At 71.2% G+C, this 21,186-nt stretch carries 17 protein-coding genes; 12 read left to right on the top strand and 5 right to left on the bottom strand.

Features of this window, described 5'->3' with window-relative positions; all coding sequences use genetic code 11:
- Window positions 1–9: 9 nt before the first annotated feature.
- A complete protein-coding gene (locus tag ACWZJV_RS04195; RefSeq protein ID WP_457180327.1) occupies window positions 10–1,185 on the bottom strand; it encodes an ROK family transcriptional regulator in 1,176 nt (391 codons plus the stop codon).
- Between the two features lie 165 nt (window positions 1,186–1,350).
- On the opposite strand from ACWZJV_RS04195, the gene ACWZJV_RS04190 reads away from it, so the two are divergent.
- The 4 genes from ACWZJV_RS04190 (at window position 1,351) to ACWZJV_RS04175 (ending at window position 5,753) form a co-directional block, all read left to right on the top strand.
- Window positions 1,351–2,622: an ABC transporter substrate-binding protein gene (locus tag ACWZJV_RS04190; protein WP_457180326.1), complete on the top strand. Its 1,272-nt coding sequence runs from the start codon at window positions 1,351–1,353 to the stop codon at window positions 2,620–2,622.
- Between the two features lie 83 nt (window positions 2,623–2,705).
- The gene (locus ACWZJV_RS04185; RefSeq protein WP_008357682.1) at window positions 2,706–3,644 is read left to right on the top strand and encodes a carbohydrate ABC transporter permease; all 939 of its coding nucleotides are present in this window, start codon (window positions 2,706–2,708) and stop codon (window positions 3,642–3,644) included.
- Entirely contained in the window at window positions 3,641–4,510 is an 870-nt protein-coding gene (locus ACWZJV_RS04180; RefSeq protein ID WP_008357680.1) for a carbohydrate ABC transporter permease, read from the top strand. Before ACWZJV_RS04185 ends, ACWZJV_RS04180 begins: the two co-directional genes overlap by 4 nt.
- 7 nt (window positions 4,511–4,517) lie before the next feature.
- Window positions 4,518–5,753: an AGE family epimerase/isomerase gene (locus ACWZJV_RS04175; protein ID WP_457180325.1), complete on the top strand. Its 1,236-nt coding sequence runs from the start codon at window positions 4,518–4,520 to the stop codon at window positions 5,751–5,753.
- Here ACWZJV_RS04175 and ACWZJV_RS04170 read toward each other — a convergent pair.
- Complete coding sequence (locus tag ACWZJV_RS04170; RefSeq protein WP_457180324.1) at window positions 5,711–6,622, bottom strand: dioxygenase family protein; 912 nt, start codon at window positions 6,620–6,622, stop codon at window positions 5,711–5,713. The genes ACWZJV_RS04175 and ACWZJV_RS04170 overlap by 43 nt on opposite strands.
- Window positions 6,623–6,720: 98 nt before the next feature.
- On the opposite strand from ACWZJV_RS04170, the gene ACWZJV_RS04165 reads away from it, so the two are divergent.
- Window positions 6,721–7,215, top strand: a complete 495-nt coding sequence (locus ACWZJV_RS04165; protein WP_040755167.1) for a MarR family transcriptional regulator — start codon at window positions 6,721–6,723, stop codon at window positions 7,213–7,215.
- On the opposite strand, the gene ACWZJV_RS04160 is transcribed toward ACWZJV_RS04165, so the two are convergent.
- Both ACWZJV_RS04160 and ACWZJV_RS04155 read right to left on the bottom strand, forming a co-directional pair.
- Complete coding sequence (locus ACWZJV_RS04160) at window positions 7,216–8,478, bottom strand: alpha-L-fucosidase (protein WP_457180323.1); 1,263 nt, start codon at window positions 8,476–8,478, stop codon at window positions 7,216–7,218.
- A 5-nt stretch (window positions 8,479–8,483) separates the two neighbouring features.
- Window positions 8,484–9,092: a TetR/AcrR family transcriptional regulator gene (locus ACWZJV_RS04155; RefSeq protein ID WP_008357670.1), complete on the bottom strand. Its 609-nt coding sequence runs from the start codon at window positions 9,090–9,092 to the stop codon at window positions 8,484–8,486.
- A 145-nt stretch (window positions 9,093–9,237) separates the two neighbouring features.
- Here ACWZJV_RS04155 and ACWZJV_RS04150 point away from each other — a divergent pair, with 145 nt between their 5' ends.
- The 4 genes from ACWZJV_RS04150 to ACWZJV_RS04135 all read left to right on the top strand — a co-directional run bounded on the left by ACWZJV_RS04150 (window position 9,238) and on the right by ACWZJV_RS04135 (window position 13,779).
- Entirely contained in the window at window positions 9,238–10,626 is a 1,389-nt protein-coding gene (locus ACWZJV_RS04150; protein ID WP_457180322.1) for an APC family permease, read from the top strand.
- 57 nt (window positions 10,627–10,683) lie between these two features.
- Window positions 10,684–11,736: an agmatinase gene (speB, locus tag ACWZJV_RS04145; RefSeq protein ID WP_196873568.1), complete on the top strand. Its 1,053-nt coding sequence runs from the start codon at window positions 10,684–10,686 to the stop codon at window positions 11,734–11,736.
- Window position 11,737: 1 nt separating this feature from the next.
- On the top strand, window positions 11,738–13,096 hold the full coding sequence (locus tag ACWZJV_RS04140) for a flavin monoamine oxidase family protein (RefSeq protein ID WP_457180321.1): 1,359 nt from the start codon (window positions 11,738–11,740) through the stop codon (window positions 13,094–13,096).
- An 86-nt stretch (window positions 13,097–13,182) separates the two neighbouring features.
- Window positions 13,183–13,779 carry an adenylate kinase gene (locus tag ACWZJV_RS04135; RefSeq protein ID WP_457180320.1) on the top strand — a complete coding sequence of 199 codons (597 nt, stop codon included), beginning with the start codon at window positions 13,183–13,185 and terminating at the stop codon, window positions 13,777–13,779.
- On the opposite strand, the gene ACWZJV_RS04130 is transcribed toward ACWZJV_RS04135, so the two are convergent.
- Window positions 13,752–14,642, bottom strand: coding sequence for a LysR family transcriptional regulator (locus ACWZJV_RS04130; RefSeq protein ID WP_457182016.1), 891 nt, complete (start codon window positions 14,640–14,642; stop codon window positions 13,752–13,754). The two genes, ACWZJV_RS04135 and ACWZJV_RS04130, sit on opposite strands and share 28 nt — an antisense overlap.
- 71 nt (window positions 14,643–14,713) lie before the next feature.
- Here ACWZJV_RS04130 and gabT point away from each other — a divergent pair, with 71 nt between their 5' ends.
- From gabT to ACWZJV_RS04115, 3 genes are all read left to right on the top strand, one after another.
- The gene (gabT, locus tag ACWZJV_RS04125; protein ID WP_457180319.1) at window positions 14,714–16,051 is read left to right on the top strand and encodes a 4-aminobutyrate--2-oxoglutarate transaminase; all 1,338 of its coding nucleotides are present in this window, start codon (window positions 14,714–14,716) and stop codon (window positions 16,049–16,051) included.
- Complete coding sequence (locus tag ACWZJV_RS04120) at window positions 16,048–17,517, top strand: NAD-dependent succinate-semialdehyde dehydrogenase (protein WP_457180318.1); 1,470 nt, start codon at window positions 16,048–16,050, stop codon at window positions 17,515–17,517. Before gabT ends, ACWZJV_RS04120 begins: the two co-directional genes overlap by 4 nt.
- Before the next feature lie 166 nt (window positions 17,518–17,683).
- Window positions 17,684–21,136, top strand: coding sequence for an indolepyruvate ferredoxin oxidoreductase family protein (locus ACWZJV_RS04115; RefSeq protein WP_457180317.1), 3,453 nt, complete (start codon window positions 17,684–17,686; stop codon window positions 21,134–21,136).
- Window positions 21,137–21,186 lie beyond the last annotated feature (50 nt).

Below are 21,186 nucleotides of genomic sequence, written 5' to 3'. Positions count from 1 at the left end.
AGCGCTCGCTCATATTGTTCCCGAATCCGACGCCGGAGTGACTGAGCCGGCGATCACCAGGGCCCCCATGACGCCCGCCTTGTCGCCGAGCTCGCTCGGGACGACGTCGAGCGCGGCGGCGGTGTCGGGCTGGGTGAAGCGGTCGATGGAGTCCTTGATCCCGAGGACGAACGACTCCGAGTGGCGCATCGTGTCGCCCACCACGATCAGGGCCGGGTTGAGGTGGTTGCAGAGGTCGGCGAGCACCCGGCCGACGGCACGGCCGGCGTCGTCGAGGATCCGGTTGACCCGGATGTCGCCCTCCTGGGCGAGCTCGAGCAGCCGCTCGACGCTGAGTGTCTCGTCGTAGGCCGGCTGCAGCAGCTCGACCAGCCGGGCGCCGCCGAACGCCTTCTCCAGGCAGCCACGGTTGCCGCACCGACAGATCGGGCCGTTGTCCTCGAAACGTACGTGGCCGATCTCGCCGGCGATCCCGGTGATGCCCCGGTAGAGCTTGCCGGCGAGCACCAGCCCGGCGCCGATGCCGCTGGAGGCCTTGACGTAGATGACGTCGTCGACGTCGCGCGCGGCGCCGTACTCGATCTCGGCGAGGGCGCCGAGGTTGGCGTCGTTCTCGATCTGGACGGGCAGGCCGATGCGGCGGGCGAGCTCCTCGCCCGGGGCCAGGTCCATCCAGTTGCCCAGGATGGGGGAGACGACGATGCCGCTGTGCGGGTCGACGGGGCCGGGGATGCCCATCCCGACGCCGAGGACCCGGTCGTTCCTCGGGTCGACGCCGGCCTCGGCCAGGCAGTCGCGCACGAGGGCCGCGGCACGATCGATGGTCTCGACGGCGGAGTTGTCGACGTCGAGCCGGATCTCCCGCTCGACCAGCGGTTTCGTGGCGAGGTCGGCGACCGCGACGCGGACGTGGCGATGGCCGATGTCGACGCCGACGAGGGTGCCGGGGGCGCCGCTGATGGTGAGCAGCGAGGGCGGGCGGCCGCCGCCACGGGCCAGGCCGGGGCCGGTGGTCTCGACGATCTGCTCGGAGGCGAGCAGCTCTTGGACGATGCTCGACACGGTGCTGCGGGAGAGCCCGGTGCGCTGGGCGAGCTCGGCGCGGCTGACCGGCGCCGACCGTCCCAGGAGGTCCAGAACCTGGGATCGATTGGTGGCGCGCAGCCGCGACTCCGGAGAGGTCATGCCGTGACTGTAGGTGATTATGTCGATTTGCGACAGATCTCAGGTTGAAAACGTCCTGCGTTATGCGTTGACTCGACAGAATGGAGAGGCGTACGTTGTCCCGGCACGCGACCGCGAGTAACCCAGATCACACCGACGTGGCGGTCGCGCAACCGGAGGACAAAGATGAACGCAACGCGTAAGGCCCTGGCCGCCGGCCTGGCCGCCCTGAGCCTGCTGGCGGTCTCCGCTTGCGGGAGCGACAGCGAGAGCGGCAGCACCGACGAGGTGGAGGTCTTCACCTGGTGGGCCGAGGGTAGTGAGAAGGCCGGGCTCGACGCCCTGGTCAAGGTGTTCGACGAGCAGAACCCCGACCTGAAGTTCGTCAACGGGGCCGTCGCCGGTGGCGCCGGCAGCGACGCGAAGAACGTGCTTCAGTCCCGCCTGCAGAACGGTGAGCCCCCGGCCACCTTCCAGGCGCACGCGGGTGCCGAGCTGACCGACTACATCAACGCCGGCCAGATCGAGGACCTCAGCGACCTCTACGAGGAGAAGGGCTGGAGCGAGCAGTTCCCCGAGGGCCTCCTCGAGCGGCTGACCCAGGACGGCGGCATCTACTCCGTCCCCTCGAACATCCACCGCGCCAACGTGATGTGGGCCAACCCGGCAGTCCTCGAGAAGGCCGGCATCGAGGCCAACAAGACCTACGACTCGCTCGACGCCTGGATCGCCGACCTGAAGAAGATCAAGGCCAAGGGCATCATCCCGCTCTCGATCGCGACCGACTGGACCCAGGTCCACCTGCTCGAGACCGTGCTCCTCGCCGATCTGGGCGCCGAGGCGTACAACGGACTCTGGGACGGCACGACCGACTGGGGCGGCAGCGAGGTCGAGGCCGCGCTCGAGGACTACAGCACGCTCCTCTCGCTGACCAACACCGACCGCCAGGGTCTCGACTGGCCGGACGCGACCCAGCTGGTGATCGACGGCCAGGCCGCGTACAACGTGATGGGCGACTGGGCCGAGGCAGCCTTCCAGGAGCAGAAGAAGACGCTCAACACCGACTACACCGCGGTCCCGGTCCCCGGCACCGACGGCGTCTTCGACTTCCTCGCCGACTCGTTCACGATGCCCGTCGACGGCCCCAACCCCGCCGGCACCGAGGCCTGGCTCGAGACCATCGCGAGCGACGAGGGCCAGGTCGCCTTCAACAAGGCGAAGGGCTCGATCCCGGCCAGCACCACGGCCGACACCGCCGACTTCGGTGAGTACCAGCAGACCGCGATCAAGTCGTGGGGTGAGGACGAGATCGTCTCCTCGCTCGCCCACGGTGCCGCGACCTCGGTCAACTGGCTGACCGACGTCACCGCCGCCGTCGCGAAGTTCGGCAGCAACAACGATGTCGCCGAGCTCCAGGAGGGCCTCGTCGAGGCCGCCGAGGACAACAAGCCCGAGTAAGCGATTCATCATCTGGGCCGAGGGACTGCGGCTGCCCCCATGGGTCGCAGCCCCTCGGCCGCCCTTTGTGAAAGGACGGACACATGTCCTCCACAGTGCCCAGCGCCGTCAGGCGACCCAGACGGGCAAGGGGCCGCATCGGCGGCCACGGGTGGGTCGCCCCGGTACTCCTGATCCTGCCGACCGTCATCGTCATCGGCGTCTTCGTCTACGGCCTCATCGGGTCCAACATCCACACCTCCCTGCAGGACCGCCACCACATCGGTCCGTCCCAGGGGTTCGCGGGTCTGGACAACTACCGCGACCTGTTCACCGACGACGACTTCATCTACTCCCTGCGCAACCTGCTGCTCTACACCGCGACGTTCCTCGTCGGCACCCTGTGCCTGGGGTTCCTGTGGGCATGGCTGCTGGAGCGCAAGGCCCGCGGCGAGTCGCTGTTCCGGGCCATCTACCTGTTCCCGATGGCGGTCTCGTTCGTCGCCTCCGGTGTGGTGTGGCGCTGGCTGCTCAACAACGCCGAGGGTGACCGCGCCTCCGGCCTGAACCGGCTCTTCGGGTCCCTCCACCTCGACTTTCTGCAGAACCCGTGGTGGACCGACGAGCGGTGGGGCATCCTGGCGATCGCCGTCCCCGCCATCTGGCAGCTGAGCGGCTACGTGATGGCCCTCTTCCTGGCCGGCTTCCGCGGGATCCCCGAGGAGCTGCGCGAGGCGGCCCGGATGGACGGCGCCTCGGAGTGGCAGCTCTACCGCCACGTCATCTTCCCGCAGCTGAGCCCGGTCGCGCTCTCCGCGATCATCATCATCGGCCACATGTCGCTGAAGGTCTTCGACCTGATCATGGCGATCGCGGGCCAGACGAACTACACGACCCAGGTGCCCGCCACCCAGATGTGGATCGAGTTCACCCGTGGCGACTACGCCAAGTCGGCCGCCATCGGGACGATCCTGCTCGTCATCGTGGCCATCCTGATCGTCCCCTACCTCGTCTCCACCTACCGTCAGGAGCGTCGCCGATGACCACCGATGCCATCCCGGCAGCCGTCGCGACCAGGATCCCGGGCGAGCGCTCGCGCGGTGTCTGGCGCACCGTCAAGTACGTCCTGCTGATCCTCTTCGCGCTGGTCATCCTGCTCCCGGCGTACGTCCTGTTCGTGACCAGCTTCAAGGGGCTCGGCGACGCGACGCCCGCCAACGCCTGGAAGCTTCCCGAGTCCTGGGAGACGGCCGGCTGGGCGCGCGCCTGGGAGCAGCTCGGGCCGGCGCTGGGGCGCACTTTCGCCATGGTCATCCCGGCCTCGATCATCTCCTCGGTGCTCGGCTCGATGAACGGGTTCGTGCTCTCCAAGTGGCGGTTCCCGGGCGCCGACGTGGTCTTCACGCTGATCCTGTTCGGGATGTTCATCCCCTACCAGGCCGTGATGGTGCCGCTGGTCCAGCTGATGAGCAACCTCGGCGTCCCGAACGGCGTGCCGAGCCTGATCGTGCTGCACGTGGTCTACGGCCTGCCGATCACCACGCTGATCTTCCGCAACTACTACGCCGGGGTCCCGGTCGAGCTCGTCGAGGCCGCCCGGGTCGACGGTGCCGGCATGCTCCGGACGTACGCCTCGATCATCCTGCCGATCTCGGCACCGGCGTTCGTGGTGGTGCTGATGTGGCAGTTCACCTCGGCCTGGAACGACTACCTGTTCGCGCTGTTCTTCTCGACCTCGCGCAACGGGCCGGTCACGATCGCGCTCAACTTCCTGGCGAGCGGTCAGCTGCAGGACTACTCCGCCAGCATGGCGGGCGCGCTGATCGCATCCGTCCCGACGCTGATCATCTACATCCTGCTGGGCCGCTACTTCGTCGGCGGGCTGATGGCGGGGTCGGTCAAGGGATGATCGACCGATGATCGACCCGGATGCCGAGTGCCGCCGGCTGGCCGGGTTCGCCCGGGCGTCGGCGGCCTCGCCCGCCGGGTTCTGGTGGCTGGACGAGTCCGGCCGCCCGGACCCGGCCGAGCCGGTGCACACCTGGATCACCGCCCGGATGACCCACGTCTTCGCGCTCGCCCACCTGCGAGGGGATCTCCCGGGCGGCACGGCGGTCGAGCTCGCCGAGCACGGCGTCCGCGCGTTGAACGGAGCCCTGCGCGACGACGAGTTCGGCGGCTGGTACGCCTCGGTGTCCGGGGAGGGAGAGCCGGTCGGCACCCTCAAGGAGGCCTACGCCCACGCCTTCGTCGTCCTGGCAGCGAGCAGCGGCGTCGCGGCCGGTGTGCCCGGGGCGGACGCGCTGCTCGACGAGGCACTGGGCGTGCTGCAGCAGCACTTCCTCGACGGCTCCGGCCGGGTGGTCGACAGCCTCGAGCGTGATCTTCGCTCGGGGGAGGCGTATCGCGGGGCCAACTCCAGCATGCACACGGTGGAGGCGCTGCTGGCCGCCGGTGACGTCACCGGCGACGCCGCCTGGCACCGGCGGGCGCTGGCGATCGCCGAGCACCTGATCCACGGTGTCGCCCGCGCGCACGGCTATGACCTGCCCGAGCACTTCGACATGGACTGGTCGCCGCTGCTCGACTACAACGCGGACCGTCCCGGTGACCCGTTCCGTCCCTACGGCTGCACGCCCGGCCATCTGCTGGAGTGGTCGCGGCTGCTGCTGCACCTCGACGCGACCGTGGCGGACGCGCCGGCATGGCTGGCCGAGGACGCCCGGGCGCTCTTCGAGCGCGCGATCGAGGTCGGCTGGTCCGCCGACGGCGAGACCGGCTTCGTCTACACCACCTCGTGGGACGGCACCCCGGTCACCCGGCTGCGGCTGCACTGGGTGGCCGCGGAGGCGCTGGCCACGGCCGGCGCGCTGCACACCCGCACGAGCGAGGCGGTCCACGACGAGTGGCGTCAGCGGTTCGAGGACTACATCGAGACCCACCTGATCGACCGCGAGCTCGGCAGCTGGCACCACGAGCTGGACGAGCACAACCGTCCCTCGCACGTGATCTGGCACGGCAAGCCCGACGTCTACCACGCCTACCAGGCGCTGCTGCTCGCCCGGATGCCGCTGGCGCCGGTGCTGTCGGTGCAGCTGCGCGACGCGGCTCAGGCCGCTTGGAACGAGCGCCGGGAGAGCCCGAGCCCGTAGCCGTCCAGGGTCGTGGTGACGGGAGCCGTCGGGTCCGTGGCCGCACCCAGGGTGACGAAGAGCGGGGTGAAGTGCTCGACGGTCGGGTGGGCGTACGGCATCCCGGGGGCGGCGGTGCGGAACCGGGCCAGCTCGGCGACGTCGCCGCGGTCCAGGGCCTCGGCGGCCCAGGTGTCGAAGTCGGCGGACCAGCCGGCGGGCTTGTTCTCGGTCATCATCTCGCGGGTGATGAACGGGAGCCCGTGGGTCATGTGGCCCGAGCCGACCACGAGCACGCCCTCCTCGCGCAGCGGGCGCAGACGCTCGCCGAGGGCGAGCAGCTTGTCCGGGTCCTCGGTGGGCAGCGAGAGCTGCACGACCGGGATGTCGGCGGCCGGGTACATGATCTTCAGCGGCACCCAGGCGCCGTGGTCGAGGCCGCGGCGGGTGTGCTGGTGAGCGGTCTCGGTGTCGGGCATCAGCGCCGCGGTGGTGCGGGCGAGCTCGCTCGCGTCCGGGGTGTCGTAGCGCAGCGAGTGGTAGATCGGGTCGAAGCCGCCGAAGTCGTAGACCAGGTCGTCGGGGCGGGTCGCGCTGATCGAGAGCGGCGCCGACTCCCAGTGCGCGGAGATCACCAGGATGGCCTTCGGCCGCGGCAGCGAGCGCGCCCAGGTGTGCAGCGGGTCGATCCACTCGGGGCTCTGCAGCGGCAGCGGACCGCCGCCGTGGGAGAGGTAGAGGCTCGGCAGCGGCCCGTCCGCCGGGGTCCAGACGCGATGCGGGTCGGCCGCCTCGCGAGCCTCGACGGCGCGCAGGTGCTGGGCGAACGGATGCGTCTGGGGGAGGCGGGCGTCCGCGGCGGCGGTCGTGCTCTGGGGCGCGGTGGTCATGGCGGTCTCCTGCGGCTCAGGCCAATAGTTGTTGCTTGAACTAACTCTAGGCGACCGGTGTTTGTTCCGTGCAACTTTCTGCGGCAGACTCCGTGGGCGTGGAGGGCAACTGGCTGTCGCCGGCGGAGCGGGCGGCATGGGTGCGCCTGATCGCCGTTCTCGAGCTGCTCCCGGGTGCTCTCGACTCCCAGCTGCGCCGCGACGCCGGCCTGACCCACTTCGACTACGGCGTGCTGGCCATGCTGTCGGAGGCGCCCGATCGGACGCTGCGGATGACCGAGCTGGCCGGCTACACCAACGCGACGCTGCCGCGACTCTCGAATGTCGTCAAGCGCCTGGCCGACCGTGGCCTCATCGAGCGACTCGCCTGCCCGGGCGATCGCCGGGCGACCAACGTACGTCTCACCGAGGCCGGCCACGAGAAGATGGTCGCCTCGGCCCCCGGCCACGTCGACGCCGTGCGGGAGTACGTCTTCGACTCGCTGAGTCCCGAGCAGGTCGACCAGCTCTCCGAGATCGCCGGCACCATGCTCGAGCGGCTCGATCCGACCGGCGTGAAGAGGCCGCCCCTCGAGGAGACGGCGCCCGAGTAGTCAGGCCTCGTGCGGCCGGTGCACCGACACCTCGCCGTCGAGCTCGAGCGCGATCACGGTGCACAGCGGGTCGAGGTCGTCGTCGGTGGTGAAGACGTACTCCCAGCCGGGGACCTCGTGGAGCCCGCCGATGCGCTGATGGTCGAGCTCGGCGCCGGTCCCGAGGACGTACGCCTTCAGGACCCGGTTGCGCAGGCCACGGACCACGACGTAGTCGTTGGGCCGGTCGAAGACGTAGAGGAAGAGGGTCCGGCCGTCCGCGGAGACGGCGGTCGGACCGTAGAAGTGGCCGTGCGGGAGACCGCGGCGGATCCCGCGGACCGCGGGGGAGTGGCGGGCGATCCAGTCGCCGAGCGCCTCGAGACGCTCGGTCTGCTCGGGCGTGATCGTGCCGTCCTCGCGCGGGCCGACGTCGAGGAGCAGGTTGCCGCCACCGCCGATCGTCTCGACGAAGGTGCGCACGATCTGGCGCGGCGACTTGTGGTTGTCGTCCTGCGGCTGCCAGCCCCAGGAGTCATTGATCGTCAGGCACAGCTCCCAGGGACCCTCCGGCGGCTCGACCGGGACGCCCTGCTCCGGCGTCACGTAGTCGCCGTGGCCGAGCATCCGGCCGTTGACGACCATCTCGGGCGCGAGCTCGCGCAGCTCGGCCCGCAGCTCGCGCATCCGCCACTGCCGCTCGTCGCGCTCCCACTCGCCGTCGAACCAGAGCAGGTCCGGTGCGAATCGGGTCACCAGCTCCCGGATCTGGGTGCGGTGGAACTCCAGGTAGCGCTCCCAGCGCTCGGGCTCCTCCGCGCCCGGGCGCGGGACCGCGTAGGGATTGTCCTGGACCGAGGGGTGCTGCACGGCCGGGCGCACGGTCGCGTAGTCCGGGTGCGTCCAGTCGAGGTGGGAGAAGTAGATGCCGACCTTGAGCCCCCGGCGGCGTACGGCCTCGACGAACTCGGCGACCAGGTCGCGGCCGGCCGGCGCCCGGCGGACCACGGAGAGGTCGTTGGCGTCGGTGTCGTAGAGCGCGACCCCGTCGTGGTGCTTGGCGGTGAGCACGGCGTAGGTCGCCCCGGCCCGCGCGAAGAGCTCCGCCCAGGCGTCGGCGTCGAACTCGGCGGCGGTGAAGCGCTCGATCTGGGCCATGTAGTCGGCGTAGGGGACCCGGCCGTCGTAGAACGACCAGGACTCGGCGACGCCGTCGACGCTGTAGATGCCCCAGTGGACGAAGATCCCCAGCTGCGCCTCGGGGAACCAGGAGGCGATCGGCATGCCCGCTACCCCTGGTCTTCGGCGATGTGTCCGGCGACAGCAGCGCGGGTGTGCTCGAGGGCGCGCTCGCGCAGCGTGGTGCCGCCGCCGGTGACGATGCCGATGCTGAAGCCGTCCCACATCGCCCGCAGTCGCTCGGAGACGGCTTCGCGGTCGGGCACCTCCGGGAGCGCGGCGGCGAAGAGCCGGACCAGGTCGGCGTGCCATTCGTCGTCCATGGCCCGCTGCGCCGCGGCGAGCTCAGCGTCGTACGGCGCCCGTGCCCACAGCTCGAGCCAGAGGAGCCAGCGCGGGTCGCGCTCGTCGAGGGCGAGGTAGACGTCGACGAAGGACAGCAGCGCCTCGACGCCTCCTGAGCGGTCCTTCTCGACCTTCTCCAGGATCGGGGCTCGCTGGGCGGCGTACTCGTTCTCGCTCCAGCGCAGGGTCTCGAGGAGCAGGCCGTTGCGGGTGCCGAAGTAGTAGAGGAGATGGCCGCCGCTGGTCCCGAGCCGGGCGGCGAGCGAGGCCATCGTCACCTTGGCGAGCCCCTCCTCGGCCACCATCTCCAGCGTTGTCGCGAGCACCTGCTCGCGCGGTCGTTCCAGGCGTCTGTTGGAGCGTGTGCGCGTCACCTCGACAGTGTCTCCTCGTGCTCGCTGGGTGAAATCTTCGGTCCCACCCCTTGACTCTAGCGGTGATCTGGGTCACTTTGAATGCCGTTCAAAGTTTTGTACAGCGTTCAAAACTCGCTGTACCCTCATCCCAAGGAGACCCGCGATGATCGAATCCATGCAGATGAGCCCGGAAGAGGTGACGCCGGCGCACGAGCGACGCCGGCTCGCGCGGGTGCTCGGACCCGGTGCCGCGGTTCTACTGGTGCTCTCGTGCATCACGCCCGCCTCGAGCCTGTTCATCATCGTCCCGGAGCTGTTCGCGACCCAGGGGAGCGGCGCGGTGCTCGCCGTCGTGGCCGGCTTCGCGGTCTCGGTCGCGATCGCCGCCTGCTACGCCGAGCTGGGCACCCGGACCGCCAGCTCCGGCGGTGAGTACGCGATGGTCACCCAGACCCTCGGCAAGTCGATGGGCTGGCTGACGTTCTCCCTGGCAGGCGTGCTGCTCTGGCTCATCCCGCCGATCTTCGCCCTCGGCACCGCCGACTACCTCGCCGACCTGGTGGAGCTGCCGCGGGCCGCGACCGGCGCGATCGTGATGCTCCTCTCGACCGCCACCGCGATCCTCAACATCAAGGCCAACGCGATCGTCACCGGCACCTTCCTCGCGCTCGAGATGATCGCCGCCGTCGTCGTGGTCGTCCTGGGGCTCGGCCACGTCCAGCGCGGACCCGGCGAGCTGGTGAGCCCGCACGTCATCGGCGAGAACGGCCTGGAGCCGTTCACCCTGGCGATCCTGATCTCCGGCCTCGCGGTGAGCACGTTCCTGGTCAGCGGCTTCGGCACCACCGTCTACCTCGCCGAGGAGATCGTCGACCCGCGCCGCAACGTCGCCCGCGTGGTCTTCTGGACCCTCGGCCTGGGCGGCCTCGTCATCCTGGCCCCGACCGTGACCACGGTCCTCGCGGTCGACGACCTCAGCGACCTCGCCTCCGGCAACTTCTCCCAGTGGGTCGCCGCCTGGGGCGGCGAGCGCGTCGCGGTCGCCGTCAACGTCGCGATCGCCATCGCGATCCTCAACGCCGTCATCGTGATGGTGCTGCAGAACGCCCGCGTCGTCTACGCCTCCGCCCGTGACCGCTCCTGGCCGACGCCGGTCAACGCCGTGCTCACCAAGCTGCACCCCCGCTACGCCACCCCGTGGCTGGCCACCCTCGTCATCGGCATCCCCGGCGCGATCCTGGCCGGTGCCGTCGAGATCGAGGCGCTGCTCGGTGTCACCTCGGTGGTCATCTCCACGATGTACGTCGTCGTCGCCATCGCCGCGCTCCGCGCCCGTCGTCAGCGCCCGGCCGCCGAGGGCTGGCGGATGCCGCTGTGGCCGCTCCCGCCGCTGGTCGTGATCGGCGCGATCGGCTACGCGCTGGCCGGCTCCGCGCGGACCGACATCCTGATCACGGTGGGCGTCGTGGTCGCCGCCCTCGCGTACTACTACGTCTACCTCGCCCGCCGACCGGGCGAGCGGTTCCTCGTCGTCGACCCGACCGAGGACTGAGCACCACCGACGAAGCCACCACCGAATCCAGAGAATCGAACGAGAGAGAAGAACGCCATGGCTCGCTACGGAACCCAGTTCGGCCCCGACATCACCTTCCTCGGTGTCGACCGGTGTGACTGGGCCGACCCCGCGACGTACGAGGGTGCCGACGTGGTCATCCTCGGTGCCCCCTTCGACGGAGGTACGTCGCACCGGTCGGGCACCCGGTTCGGCCCGCAGTTCATCCGGCAGACGTGCTACCTGGCCCACGACGGGTCACGGCCCTCGCTGGCGATGCGGGTCGACGCGCTGAAGGACCTCCGGGTGCTGGACGCGGGTGACGTGGAGATGTTCTCCGGCGACGCGGAGCGCTCGGTGCGCGATCTGCAGGAGGCCGTCCACGCCGTGACGAGCAACGGCGCCATCCCGCTCGTGCTGGGCGGCGACCACACGATCGCGTGGCCCGACGCCGCCGGCGTCGCCCAGCACCTCGGCCAGGGGCGGGTCTCGATGATCCACTTCGACGCCCACGCCGACACCGGGGACATCGAGTTCGGATCGCTGATCGGCCACGGCCAGCCGATGCGCCGGCTCATCGAGTCCGGTGCGCTGCGCGGCGACCGGTTCCTGCAGATGGGTCTGCGCGGCTACTGGCCCGAGCCCGAGACGCTGGACTGGATGGCCGAGCAGGGCATGCGGTCCTACGAGATGACCGAGATCGTGCACCGCGGCCTGGAGGAGTGCCTCACCGAGGCCTTCACCATCGCCACCGACGAGTGCGACGGCGTCTTCCTCTCCGTCGACATCGACGTCTGCGACCCCGGGCACGCCCCGGGCACCGGCACCCCGGAGCCGGGCGGCCTGACCGCCCGTCAGCTGCTCGACTCGGTCCGCCGGATCGCCTACGAGCTGCCCGTGGTCGGCATCGACGTGGTCGAGGTCTCCCCGCCCTACGACCACGCCGACATCACCTCGTTCCTCGCCAACCGGGTCGTCCTCGAGGCGCTCTCGGGCATCGCTCGGCGCAAGCGCGACCAGGCCGACGGGACCCGCTGGGACCCGAGCCTCCCGCTGCTGGCCCAGCGCCCGGACCGGCGACCCACCCCTACCGACGATCAGGAGAACTGACATGACCACCCACGACGTGATCGTGGTCGGCGCCGGCGTGACCGGCCTGACCGCGGCCTGGCGACTGGCCCAGGCGGGCCAGGACGTCCTCGTCCTGGAGGCGCGCGACCGCGTCGGCGGCCGGCTGCGCACCGAGGCGCACGGCGCCCCCGGCGCCGAGGCCGACTTCGAGATCGGCGGCCAGTGGGTCTCGCCGGACCAGGACGCCCTGCTCGGGATCCTCGACGAGCTCGAGCTGCCGACCTACCCGCGCTTCCGCGAGGGCGAGTCCCTCTACGTCGACAACACCGGCGTCACCCACCGATTCGGCGACGAGCTCCCGGTCGGAGAGTCCACCTCGGCCGCGATCGCGCAGCTGACGAAGACGCTCGACGCGCTGGCCGCCGCGATGGACCCGGCCCGGCCGTGGGAGCTCGACGACGCCGACCACCTCGACAGCGTCTCCTTCCGCGCCTGGCTCGAGCAGCAGTGCGACGACCCGGTCGCCGTCGACAACATCGCCCTCTACATCGGGCCGGCGATGCTGACGAAGCCCGCGCACTCGTTCTCCGCGCTCCAGGCGGTGCAGATGGCCGCCAGCGCGGGGTCGTTCAGCAACCTCGTCGACGCCGACGTGATCCTCGACCGCCGGGTCGTCGGCGGTCTGCAGCGGGTGCCGCTGGCGCTCGCCTCCCGTCTCGGTGACCGCGTCCGGCTCGGTCAGGACGTCACCCTGGTCGAGTGGGACGAGGACGGTGTCGTCGTGCACGTCGGCACCGAGATCCACGCCGCGCGCCGGCTCGTCCTCGCGGTCCCGCCGACGCTGGTCAAGCGGATCCGGTTCAGCCCCGAGCTCCCGGCCGAGTACCGGATCGCCCGCGAGCACCAGTCGTTCGGGCTGGTCATCAAGGTGCAGGCGCAGTACGCCACGCCCTTCTGGCGCGCCGACGGGCTCAGCGGCACCGGCTTCGGGCCCTGGCAGCTGGTCCACGAGGTCTACGACAACACCCCCGAGGGCGAGCCGCGCGGCACGCTGGTCGGCTTCGTCTCCGACGAGCGCGCGGACGCGGTCGGACGGCTCTCCGACTCCGAGCGACGGGGTCGGGTGCTCGAGTCGCTGGCGGCGTACTTCGGGGACGCGGCGCTCGAGCCGCTCACCTACGTCGAGAGCGACTGGCAGCACCAGGAGCTGACCGGCGGTGCGTACGGGACGAGCTTCGACCTCGGCGGGCTGACCCGCTGGGGTGCGGTGCTGCGCGAGCCGCTCGGACCGATCGAGTTCGGCAGCAGCGACGTCGCCGGACACGGCTTCCAGCACGTCGACGGTGCGGTCCGTGTGGGCGACGAGATCGCGCACCGCATCCTCGCGGATGCAACGTGATCGCAGCGGGCTGAGGCCTAGCGTCACACCGGGCGCGCTCATCGTGGGGGTGAGCGCGCCAACCTCGAGAAAGGTCCACCAGTCGTATGCGCCTCCTCCTCATGGGCCCGCCGGGTGCCGGCAAGGGCACCCAGGCCGCCGTCATCTCCGAGCGCTTCGCCGTGCCGGCGATCTCCACCGGCGACATCTTCCGGGCGAACGTCGCCCAGCAGACCGCGTTGGGTGTGGCGGCGCAGACCTACATGGATGCGGGTGAGTACGTCCCGGACGAGATCACCAACGCCATGGTCGCCGACCGCCTCGCCGAGGGTGACTGCGCCGACGGGTTCCTCCTCGACGGCTACCCGCGCACACCGCAGCAGGTGGCCGAGCTCGACGGGATCCAGGCGCTGGCCGACGTCGGGCTCGACGCGGTGGTGGTCCTCGAGGCGGACACCGACGAGCTGGTGAGCCGGCTGATGGCGCGGGCCCGGGAGCAGGGCCGCGCCGACGACACCGAGTCGGTCATCCGCCGCCGGCTCGAGGTGTACGCCGCCGAGACCGGTCCGCTCGCCGCGGGCTATGCGGCGCGCGACCTGCTCGCGCGAGTGGACGGCCTGGGTCCGGTCGACGAGGTCACCGAGCGGATCCTGACCGTGCTGACCTCGGTGGCCGCTCAGCGGACGGCGACCTCGGCTCCGTAGCGCTCGACGCAGAAGGCCGAGAGCCGCTCGGCAAGGCCGGCGAGCGCCTCGGCGGCGTGGTGCTGGGGGTCCCAGGCTGCGTACAGCCTGATCCGCACCCGCCCCGCCGGCGCCTCGATGTGCAGAGGCACCAGCCCGAAGCGCGGGTCGTCGGAGACGACCGCGATCCCGCGGCCCGAGGCCGCGAGCGCCTGAGCGACCTGGGCGTTGGACACCTCGAGGACGTCGCCGTAGCCCACGGCGGCGTCCTCGACCGCTGCGTCCAGGAGCGGCCGCGGCCGCAGGTCCTCGGTGAGCAGCACGAGCGGCCGCGTCACCAGGTCGCGTACGTCCACGGACCCCCGCTCCGCCCACGGGTCGTCGGCCCGGACATAGGCCCACACCGGCAGCACGGCGAGCGCGCGCGAGGCCAGCGACCGGGCCGGCGGCCGGGTGACGATCGCCAGGTCGGCGCCGGCGCGGACAGCCGCGACCGCGCCCCGCGGATCGAGCTCGCGGACCATCGCGACCGGGTCCTCGGGCCCGAGCGTCGCCAGGAACGGCGCGAGCACGTCGGTGAGCGTGGTCGACGGCACCGCGAGATGCAGCTCGTCGAGCCTCCCCGAGGCGAGCACTCCGACGGCTCGCTCGAGGTCGTCCGCGTGCGCGAGCAGGTCGCGGGCGCGGGGGAGGAGGTCCTCGGCCGTGCGGGTGAGCCGCAGCCGTCGTCCCTCCCGGGCGAACAGCGGCACGCCCAGGCCGGCCTCGAGCTGGCGCAGCTGTCGCGACAGCACCGGCTGGGTCACGTGCAGCACCTCGGCGGCGCGGGTCGCGGAGCCCGCGTCGGCGGTGGCGACGAAGTAGCGCAGCAGGCGCAGATCCATGCTCACGAGGCATGATTGTAGTAGTCAAAAGGTCTTGGACGACATGTGTCGCGAAGGCTCATGCTGAACCCATGACCGAGCTCTCCACCCTCGAACAGTCCCGCCTCCTGCGTACGCCCCTCCCCGGCCCGCGCTCCCAGGAGCTCATGGCCCGCAAGGTCGCGGCCGTGAGCCAGGGCGTGGCCACGACCATGCCCGTCTTCGCCGCCCGTGCGGCCGGCGGGATCGTCGAGGACGTCGACGGCAACCGCTTCATCGACCTCGGCTCCGGCATCGCGGTGACCACCGTCGGCTCCAGCGCCACGCGCGTGGTCGAGGCAGTCTCCGAGCAGGTCGCCGCCTTCACCCACACCTGCTTCATGGTCACGCCCTACGAGGGCTACGTGGCCGTCGCCGAGCAGCTCGCCCGGCTCACCCCCGGTGACCACGAGAAGCGCACCGCGCTGTTCAACTCCGGCTCCGAGGCCGTCGAGAACGCGGTCAAGATCGCCCGCTCGTTCACCGGCAAGGACGCGGTCGTCGTCTTCGACCACGCCTACCACGGCCGCACCAACCTCACCATGGCGATGACCGCGAAGAACATGCCCTACAAGCACGGCTTCGGGCCGTTCGCCGGCGAGGTCTACCGGGCCCCGATGTCCTACCCGTTCCGCGACGCCGCCGAGATCGACGGCAAGCTGGCCGCGGCCCGGGCGACCTCCCTGATCGAGACGCAGGTCGGCGCCGAGAACCTCGCCGCCGTCGTGATCGAGCCGGTCCAGGGCGAGGGCGGCTTCATCGTCCCGGCGCCCGGCTTCCTCGCCGCGCTGGCGGAGTGGTGCCGCGCCAACGACGTGATCTTCGTGGCCGACGAGGTGCAGTCCGGCTTCGGCCGCACCGGCACCTGGTTCGCCGTCGAGCACGACGGCGTCGTCCCCGACCTCGTGGTCAGCGCCAAGGGCATCGCCGGCGGCCTACCGCTCTCCGCGGTGACCGGCCGTGCCGACGTCATGGACGCCGTCCACCCCGGCGGCCTCGGCGGAACCTACGGCGGGAACCCGCTCGCCTGCGCCGCCGCGCTGGCCGTGATCGAGACCATCGAGGCCGAGGACCTGCTCACCCGGGCCCGCCAGATCGAGGAGCGCCTCCTCGGGCGGCTCCGTGACCTGCAGAAGAGCGACCCGCGCATCGGCGACGTACGCGGCCGGGGCGCGATGATCGCCGCCGAGTTCGTCGACCCGGCCACCGGCGACCCGGACGGCGCGGTCGCCAAGGCCGTCGCCGCCTACGCCCACCGCCAGGGCGTCATCACCCTGACCTGCGGCACGTGGGGCAACGTCATCCGCTTCCTGCCGCCGCTGAGCATCTCCGACGAGCTGCTCGACGAGGCCCTGGACGTACTCACGACCGCACTGGAGGAGACCAAGTGACCACGAGCACCGAGCCTGTGACGACCGGCTACCTCGACGCCCTCGAGCCCGGCAGCGGCGTGCTGGTCGGCGGCCGGTGGCGTCCGGGCGCCGCCGGCGTCTTCGCGGTCGAGAACCCCGCGACCCGCGAGCACGTCGCCGACGTCGCCGACGGCACTCCCGAGGACGCGACCGCGGCCGTCGACGCGGCCGCCGCGGCGCTCCCGGCGTGGTCGGCGCTGCCGCCGCGCACCCGCAGCGACCTGCTCGGCCGGGTACGCGACCTGATGCTGCGCGACGCCGACCAGCTGGCCGCCCTGATCGCGCTCGAGAACGGCAAGTCCCTCACCGACGCCCGTGGTGAGGTGGGCTACGCCGCCGAGTTCTTCCGCTGGTACGCCGAGGAGGCCGTGCGCCCGCACGGCGACTTCGGTCCGTCGCCTGCCGGCGGCACCCGCACCATCGTGACCCACAAGCCGGTGGGCGTGGCCGCCCTGGTGACCCCGTGGAACTTCCCGGCCGCGATGGCCACCCGCAAGATCGCCCCGGCCCTGGCGGCCGGCTGCACGGTCGTGCTCAAGCCGGCCTCCGAGACGCCCCTGACGGCGCTCGCGATCGCCCGGCTGATGGCCGAGGCGGGGGTGCCCGACGGCGTCGTCAACGTCGTCCCCGGCCTGGACGCCGCCGGCATCGTCAGCACCTGGCTCGCCGACCCCCGGGTGCGCAAGATCTCCTTCACCGGCTCGACCGGCGTCGGCCGCATCCTGCTCCGCCAGGCCGCCGACCGGGTCGTGAACACGTCGATGGAGCTCGGCGGGAACGCGCCGTTCGTGGTGACGTCCTCCGCGGACGTCGAGGCCGCGGTCGAGGGCGCGATGGTCGCCAAGTTCCGCAACGGGGGACAGGCCTGCACCGCCGCCAACCGGCTCTACGTCCACGCCGACGTCGCTTCGGAGTTCACCGAGCGTCTCGGTGCCGCCGTCGAGGCGCTGAAGGTCGGCCCCGCCGACCAGGGCAGCGACATCGGCCCGCTCATCTCCGCGAAGGCGTACGCCACCGTCACCGGCCTCGTCGACGCCGCCGTGGCCGCAGGGGCCGTGATCGCCCACCGCGCCGAGGTGCCCGCCTCGGAGGGCTACTTCTACGCGCCGACGGTCCTCACCGGCGTACCGGCCGACTCGCCGCTGCTGCGCGAGGAGATCTTCGGCCCGGTCGCCCCGATCGTGGTCTGGAACGACACCGAGGAGCTGCTGGCCGCGGTCAACGACACCGAGTTCGGCCTGGCGGCGTACGTCTTCGGCGAGCTGGGCGAGGCGCTGCACGTGGCCGAGCGGATCGACGCCGGGATGGTGGGGGTCAACCGCGGCCTCGTCTCCGACCCGTCGGCGCCGTTCGGTGGCGTGAAGCAGAGCGGCATCGGGCGCGAGGGCGCGCGGGCCGGGCTGGAGGAGTACCTCGAGACGCAGTACCTCAGCGTCGCCTGGTGAGGGCGCCCGTGGTGATTGGCATCACGTAGGCCCCATCCATGATGATGTGACCCAGGCCACCCGCACACCCTGCGGGTGGTTCCTCGGGACAGCCTCACCCCGGCGGTCCCGGCAAACACTCCAGACGGACCACCAGTGCCGCCCGGCAGATTGAGGAGTCACCCCTATGACCGCAGTGTTCGAGCCCGGGACATCCTTCGAGGCTTACGACCTGGCCGACCGCTACCGCGTCGGAGCCGGCCCCGTGCTCCTGACCGGGATCCAGGCGATCGCGCGGATGCTCGTCGAGCAGCGTGCCCTGGACCAGCGCCGCGGCCTGCGGACCGGCACCTTCATCTCCGGCTACCCCGGCAGCCCGCTCGGTGGTCTCGACCAGCTCCTGCTGGGCCTGCCGAAGGAGATGGCCGACGCCGACATCACCGTCGTGCCCGGCCTCAACGAGGAGCTCGCCGCCACCGCCGTGTGGGGCTCGCAGTCCGCGGTCACCCTCGACACCGAGCGCTACGACGGCGTCACAGGCGTCTGGTACGGCAAGGGCCCTGGCGTCGACCGGGCGCTGGACGCGATGCGTCACGCCAACATGTACGGCGCCCACCCCAGCGGCGGCATGCTGATGCTCGTCGGCGACGACCCGGCCGCGAAGTCCTCCACGGTTCCCGCGGTCTCCGAGCGCACCCTGGCCTCCCTCGGCATCCCGGTGCTGTTCCCGCGCAACGCCTCCGAGATCGTCGAGTACGGCATGGAGGGCATCGCCCTCTCCCGTGCCTCCGGCTGCGTGGTCGCGCTCAAGATCGTCGCCGACGTCGCCGACGGCGCCTGGGTGGTCAACCCGGAGATCGGCGTCCTCGACCCGGTGATGCCGAAGACCGAGTGGGAGGGCGTGCCCTACACCTACGAGCCGACCAAGATCGAGCTCTTCCCCGACCGGATCGTCGGCGCCGAGGCGAAGCTCTACGGCCCGCGGATGAACGTCGTGAAGGCGTACGCCGCCGAGAACCACCTCAACCGGATCGAGGTCAAGGCGCCGAACGCCAAGGTCGGCATCGTCGCCTCCGGCTCCTGCTACGACTCGATGCGCCAGGGCCTGAAGGACCTCGGCCTCGGCCACGACGAGCTGATGGCGGCCGGCATCCGGGTGCTGCGGCTGGGCATGATGTGGCCGGTCGAGCCGACCGTCGTGTCGAGCTTCGCCGAGGGCCTCGACGAGATCGTCGTCATCGAGGACAAGACCTCCTTCATCGAGCAGGGCATCCGCGAGATCCTCTACGGCGAGCCCTCCGCCCCGGTCATCGTCGGCAAGAAGGACCGCGCCGGCGTCCCGCTGGTGCCGCTCGACGGCGAGCTGACCGCCGGCCGGCTGCTCGCCCCGCTGCGCCGCGCGCTGAAGGGCTACGCCGACCTGAAGCCCGCCGGCCCGGCCCGGATCGACCTGCCGCTGCTGTCGACCTCGCGCACGCCCTACTTCTGCTCCGGCTGCCCCCACAACCGCTCGACCGCGCTCCCGGAGGGGAGCCTGGGCGGCGGCGGCATCGGCTGCCACACCCTGGTCACCGCCTCCCAGCGCGAGGACAGCGCCGTCGTCGGCATCACCCAGATGGGCGGCGAGGGCTCGCAGTGGATCGGGCAGGCGCCCTACAGCCACGCCGGCCACACCTTCCAGAACGTCGGTGACGGCACCTTCTTCCACTCCGCCCAGCTGGCCATCCAGGCGTGCGTCGCAGCGGGGGTCAACATCACCTACAAGCTGCTCCACAACGACGTCGTCGCGATGACCGGTGCCCAGAAGCGGCAGGGCGAGGTCGAGATGGCGCAGCTGACCCACAAGCTGATGAACGAGGGCGTCAAGGCGATCATCGTGGTCGCCGACGAGCCCAAGCGCTACCGTCGCGCCAGCTTCCCGGCCGGCGTACGTCTCTGGCACCGAGACCGCCTCGACGAGGCCCAGCGGGAGCTGCGCGAGATCTCCGGGGTGACCGTGCTGATCTACGACCAGCACTGCGCCGCCGACGCGCGCCGCCAGCGCAAGCGCGGCAAGCTCGAGCCCCGCAACACCCGGATCGTGATCAACGAGGCCGTCTGCGAGGGCTGCGGCGACTGCGGCGTGAAGTCCAACTGCCTCTCCGTCCAGCCGGTCGAGACCGAGCTGGGCCGCAAGACCCGCATCGACCAGACCTCCTGCAACACCGACTACACCTGCGTCGAGGGGGAGTGCCCCTCGTTCATGGCCGTCGAGACCGACCCGAAGGCGAAGAAGGAGAAGCGGTCCACGCCGACGCCGCCCGAGGTCGCGGACCCGGGCTACGCCGAGCTCGACCGCACCTACGGTGTCTTCATGGCCGGCATCGGCGGCACCGGCATCGTGACCGTCAACCAGGTGCTCGCGACCGCGGCGCTCCGCGCCGGCTACGGTGTCGAGTCGCTCGACCAGGTCGGGATGAGCCAGAAGGCCGGTCCGGTGACCGGTCACCTGCGCTTCGGCCCGGGCGCGATCGAGCCCTCCAACCGGGTCACCCCCGGCTCGGCCGACGCGCTGCTCGGCTTCGACCTGCTCACCCTCGCCGAGGGCAAGAACCTCGCCTACGGCGACCCGGCGCGCACACGCGCGGTCGTGTCGACGTCGAAGACGCCGACGGGCCCGATGGTCTACGACAAGGACATCGCCTACCCGGCCGACGACGAGCTGCTCACCCGGGTCAACGGGGCGACGTCCTCGCTGCGTGCCTTCGACGCGCTCTCGGCCGCGGACACCCTCTTCGGCAACACCGCCGCGGCCAACTTCCTGCTGGTCGGCGCCGCCTACCAGGCCGGTGCGCTCCCGATCCCGGCCGCGGCCATCGAGGAGGCCATCGGCATCAACGGCGTCGCGGTCAGCGCCAACGTCGCCGCGTTCCGCTGGGGCCGGGCCTCGGTCGCGGCGCCGGAGGAGTTCGCCAAGGTCACCGGCACGGCCACCGCGCCGGTCGAGGAGATCGTCGTCCCGGCGCTGGACGAGGCGACGTTCGACGGTGAGGTCCGCCGCCTCGCGGAGTTCCGCGCCCCGAAGCTCGTCGCCTTCCAGAACCAGCAGACCGCCCGCGACTACGTCGAGGTCGTCGACCGGATCTGGAACGCCGAGCGCGCGGTGACCGAGGACACCCGCTTCTCCGAGGCGGTCGCCCGCTACCTGTTCAAGCTCACCGCCTACAAGGACGAGTACGAGGTCGCCCGGCTGCTCACCGCTCCGGCTGCTCTCGACGGCGTCCGCGCCGAGGTCCAGGGCACGATCAGCTTCAAGCTCTCCCCGCCGGTGTTCGGGGCGTTCCTGAAGGGTCGCAAGATGACCTTCGGCCCGCGCTCCCACTTCATGCTCCGTCTGCTGGCGACCATGAAGTTCCTCCGCGGCACGGTCCTCGACCCGTTCGGTCGTGCCCACGTACGCCGCACCGAGCGCGCCCTCCTCGCGCACTACACCGAGCTCGTCACCGGCCTCGCCGCGGACCTCACCGAGGAGTCGTACGCCCGGGCCGTCCGTCTCGCGGAGCTCCCGGACATGGTGCGTGGCTACGAGAACGTGAAGATGCGCAACGTCGAGGCCTACCGCGAGGCCCTCGCCGCCGAGGGGATCGACCTGGCGGTCTAGAGCACGTCGAAACGTCACTGCCAGCCTCGACCGCGCTCCGGCGCTGTCGA

Source organism: Nocardioides sp. WG-D5 (assembly GCF_054031175.1).
The sequence above is the reverse complement of the archived record's forward strand: the minus strand, read 5'-3'. Positions and strand labels throughout refer to the sequence as shown.

Excerpts from the sequence above, each read along its gene's own strand:
- ACWZJV_RS04150 (WP_457180322.1), top strand. The coding sequence starts at position 9,238 with ATGATCGAATCCATGCAGATGAGCCCGGAAGAGGTGACGCCGGCGCAC.
- ACWZJV_RS04170 (WP_457180324.1), bottom strand. The coding sequence starts at position 6,622 with ATGACCACCGCGCCCCAGAGCACGACCGCCGCCGCGGACGCCCGCCTC.
- ACWZJV_RS04185 (WP_008357682.1), top strand. The coding sequence starts at position 2,706 with ATGTCCTCCACAGTGCCCAGCGCCGTCAGGCGACCCAGACGGGCAAGG.
- ACWZJV_RS04175 (WP_457180325.1), top strand. The coding sequence starts at position 4,518 with ATGATCGACCCGGATGCCGAGTGCCGCCGGCTGGCCGGGTTCGCCCGG.
- gabT (WP_457180319.1), top strand. The coding sequence starts at position 14,714 with ATGACCGAGCTCTCCACCCTCGAACAGTCCCGCCTCCTGCGTACGCCC.
- ACWZJV_RS04140 (WP_457180321.1), top strand. The coding sequence starts at position 11,738 with ATGACCACCCACGACGTGATCGTGGTCGGCGCCGGCGTGACCGGCCTG.
- ACWZJV_RS04195 (WP_457180327.1), bottom strand. The coding sequence starts at position 1,185 with ATGACCTCTCCGGAGTCGCGGCTGCGCGCCACCAATCGATCCCAGGTT.
- ACWZJV_RS04135 (WP_457180320.1), top strand. The coding sequence starts at position 13,183 with ATGCGCCTCCTCCTCATGGGCCCGCCGGGTGCCGGCAAGGGCACCCAG.
- speB (WP_196873568.1), top strand. The coding sequence starts at position 10,684 with ATGGCTCGCTACGGAACCCAGTTCGGCCCCGACATCACCTTCCTCGGT.
- ACWZJV_RS04160 (WP_457180323.1), bottom strand. The coding sequence starts at position 8,478 with ATGCCGATCGCCTCCTGGTTCCCCGAGGCGCAGCTGGGGATCTTCGTC.
- ACWZJV_RS04130 (WP_457182016.1), bottom strand. The coding sequence starts at position 14,642 with ATGGATCTGCGCCTGCTGCGCTACTTCGTCGCCACCGCCGACGCGGGC.
- ACWZJV_RS04115 (WP_457180317.1), top strand. The coding sequence starts at position 17,684 with ATGACCGCAGTGTTCGAGCCCGGGACATCCTTCGAGGCTTACGACCTG.
- ACWZJV_RS04180 (WP_008357680.1), top strand. The coding sequence starts at position 3,641 with ATGACCACCGATGCCATCCCGGCAGCCGTCGCGACCAGGATCCCGGGC.
- ACWZJV_RS04190 (WP_457180326.1), top strand. The coding sequence starts at position 1,351 with ATGAACGCAACGCGTAAGGCCCTGGCCGCCGGCCTGGCCGCCCTGAGC.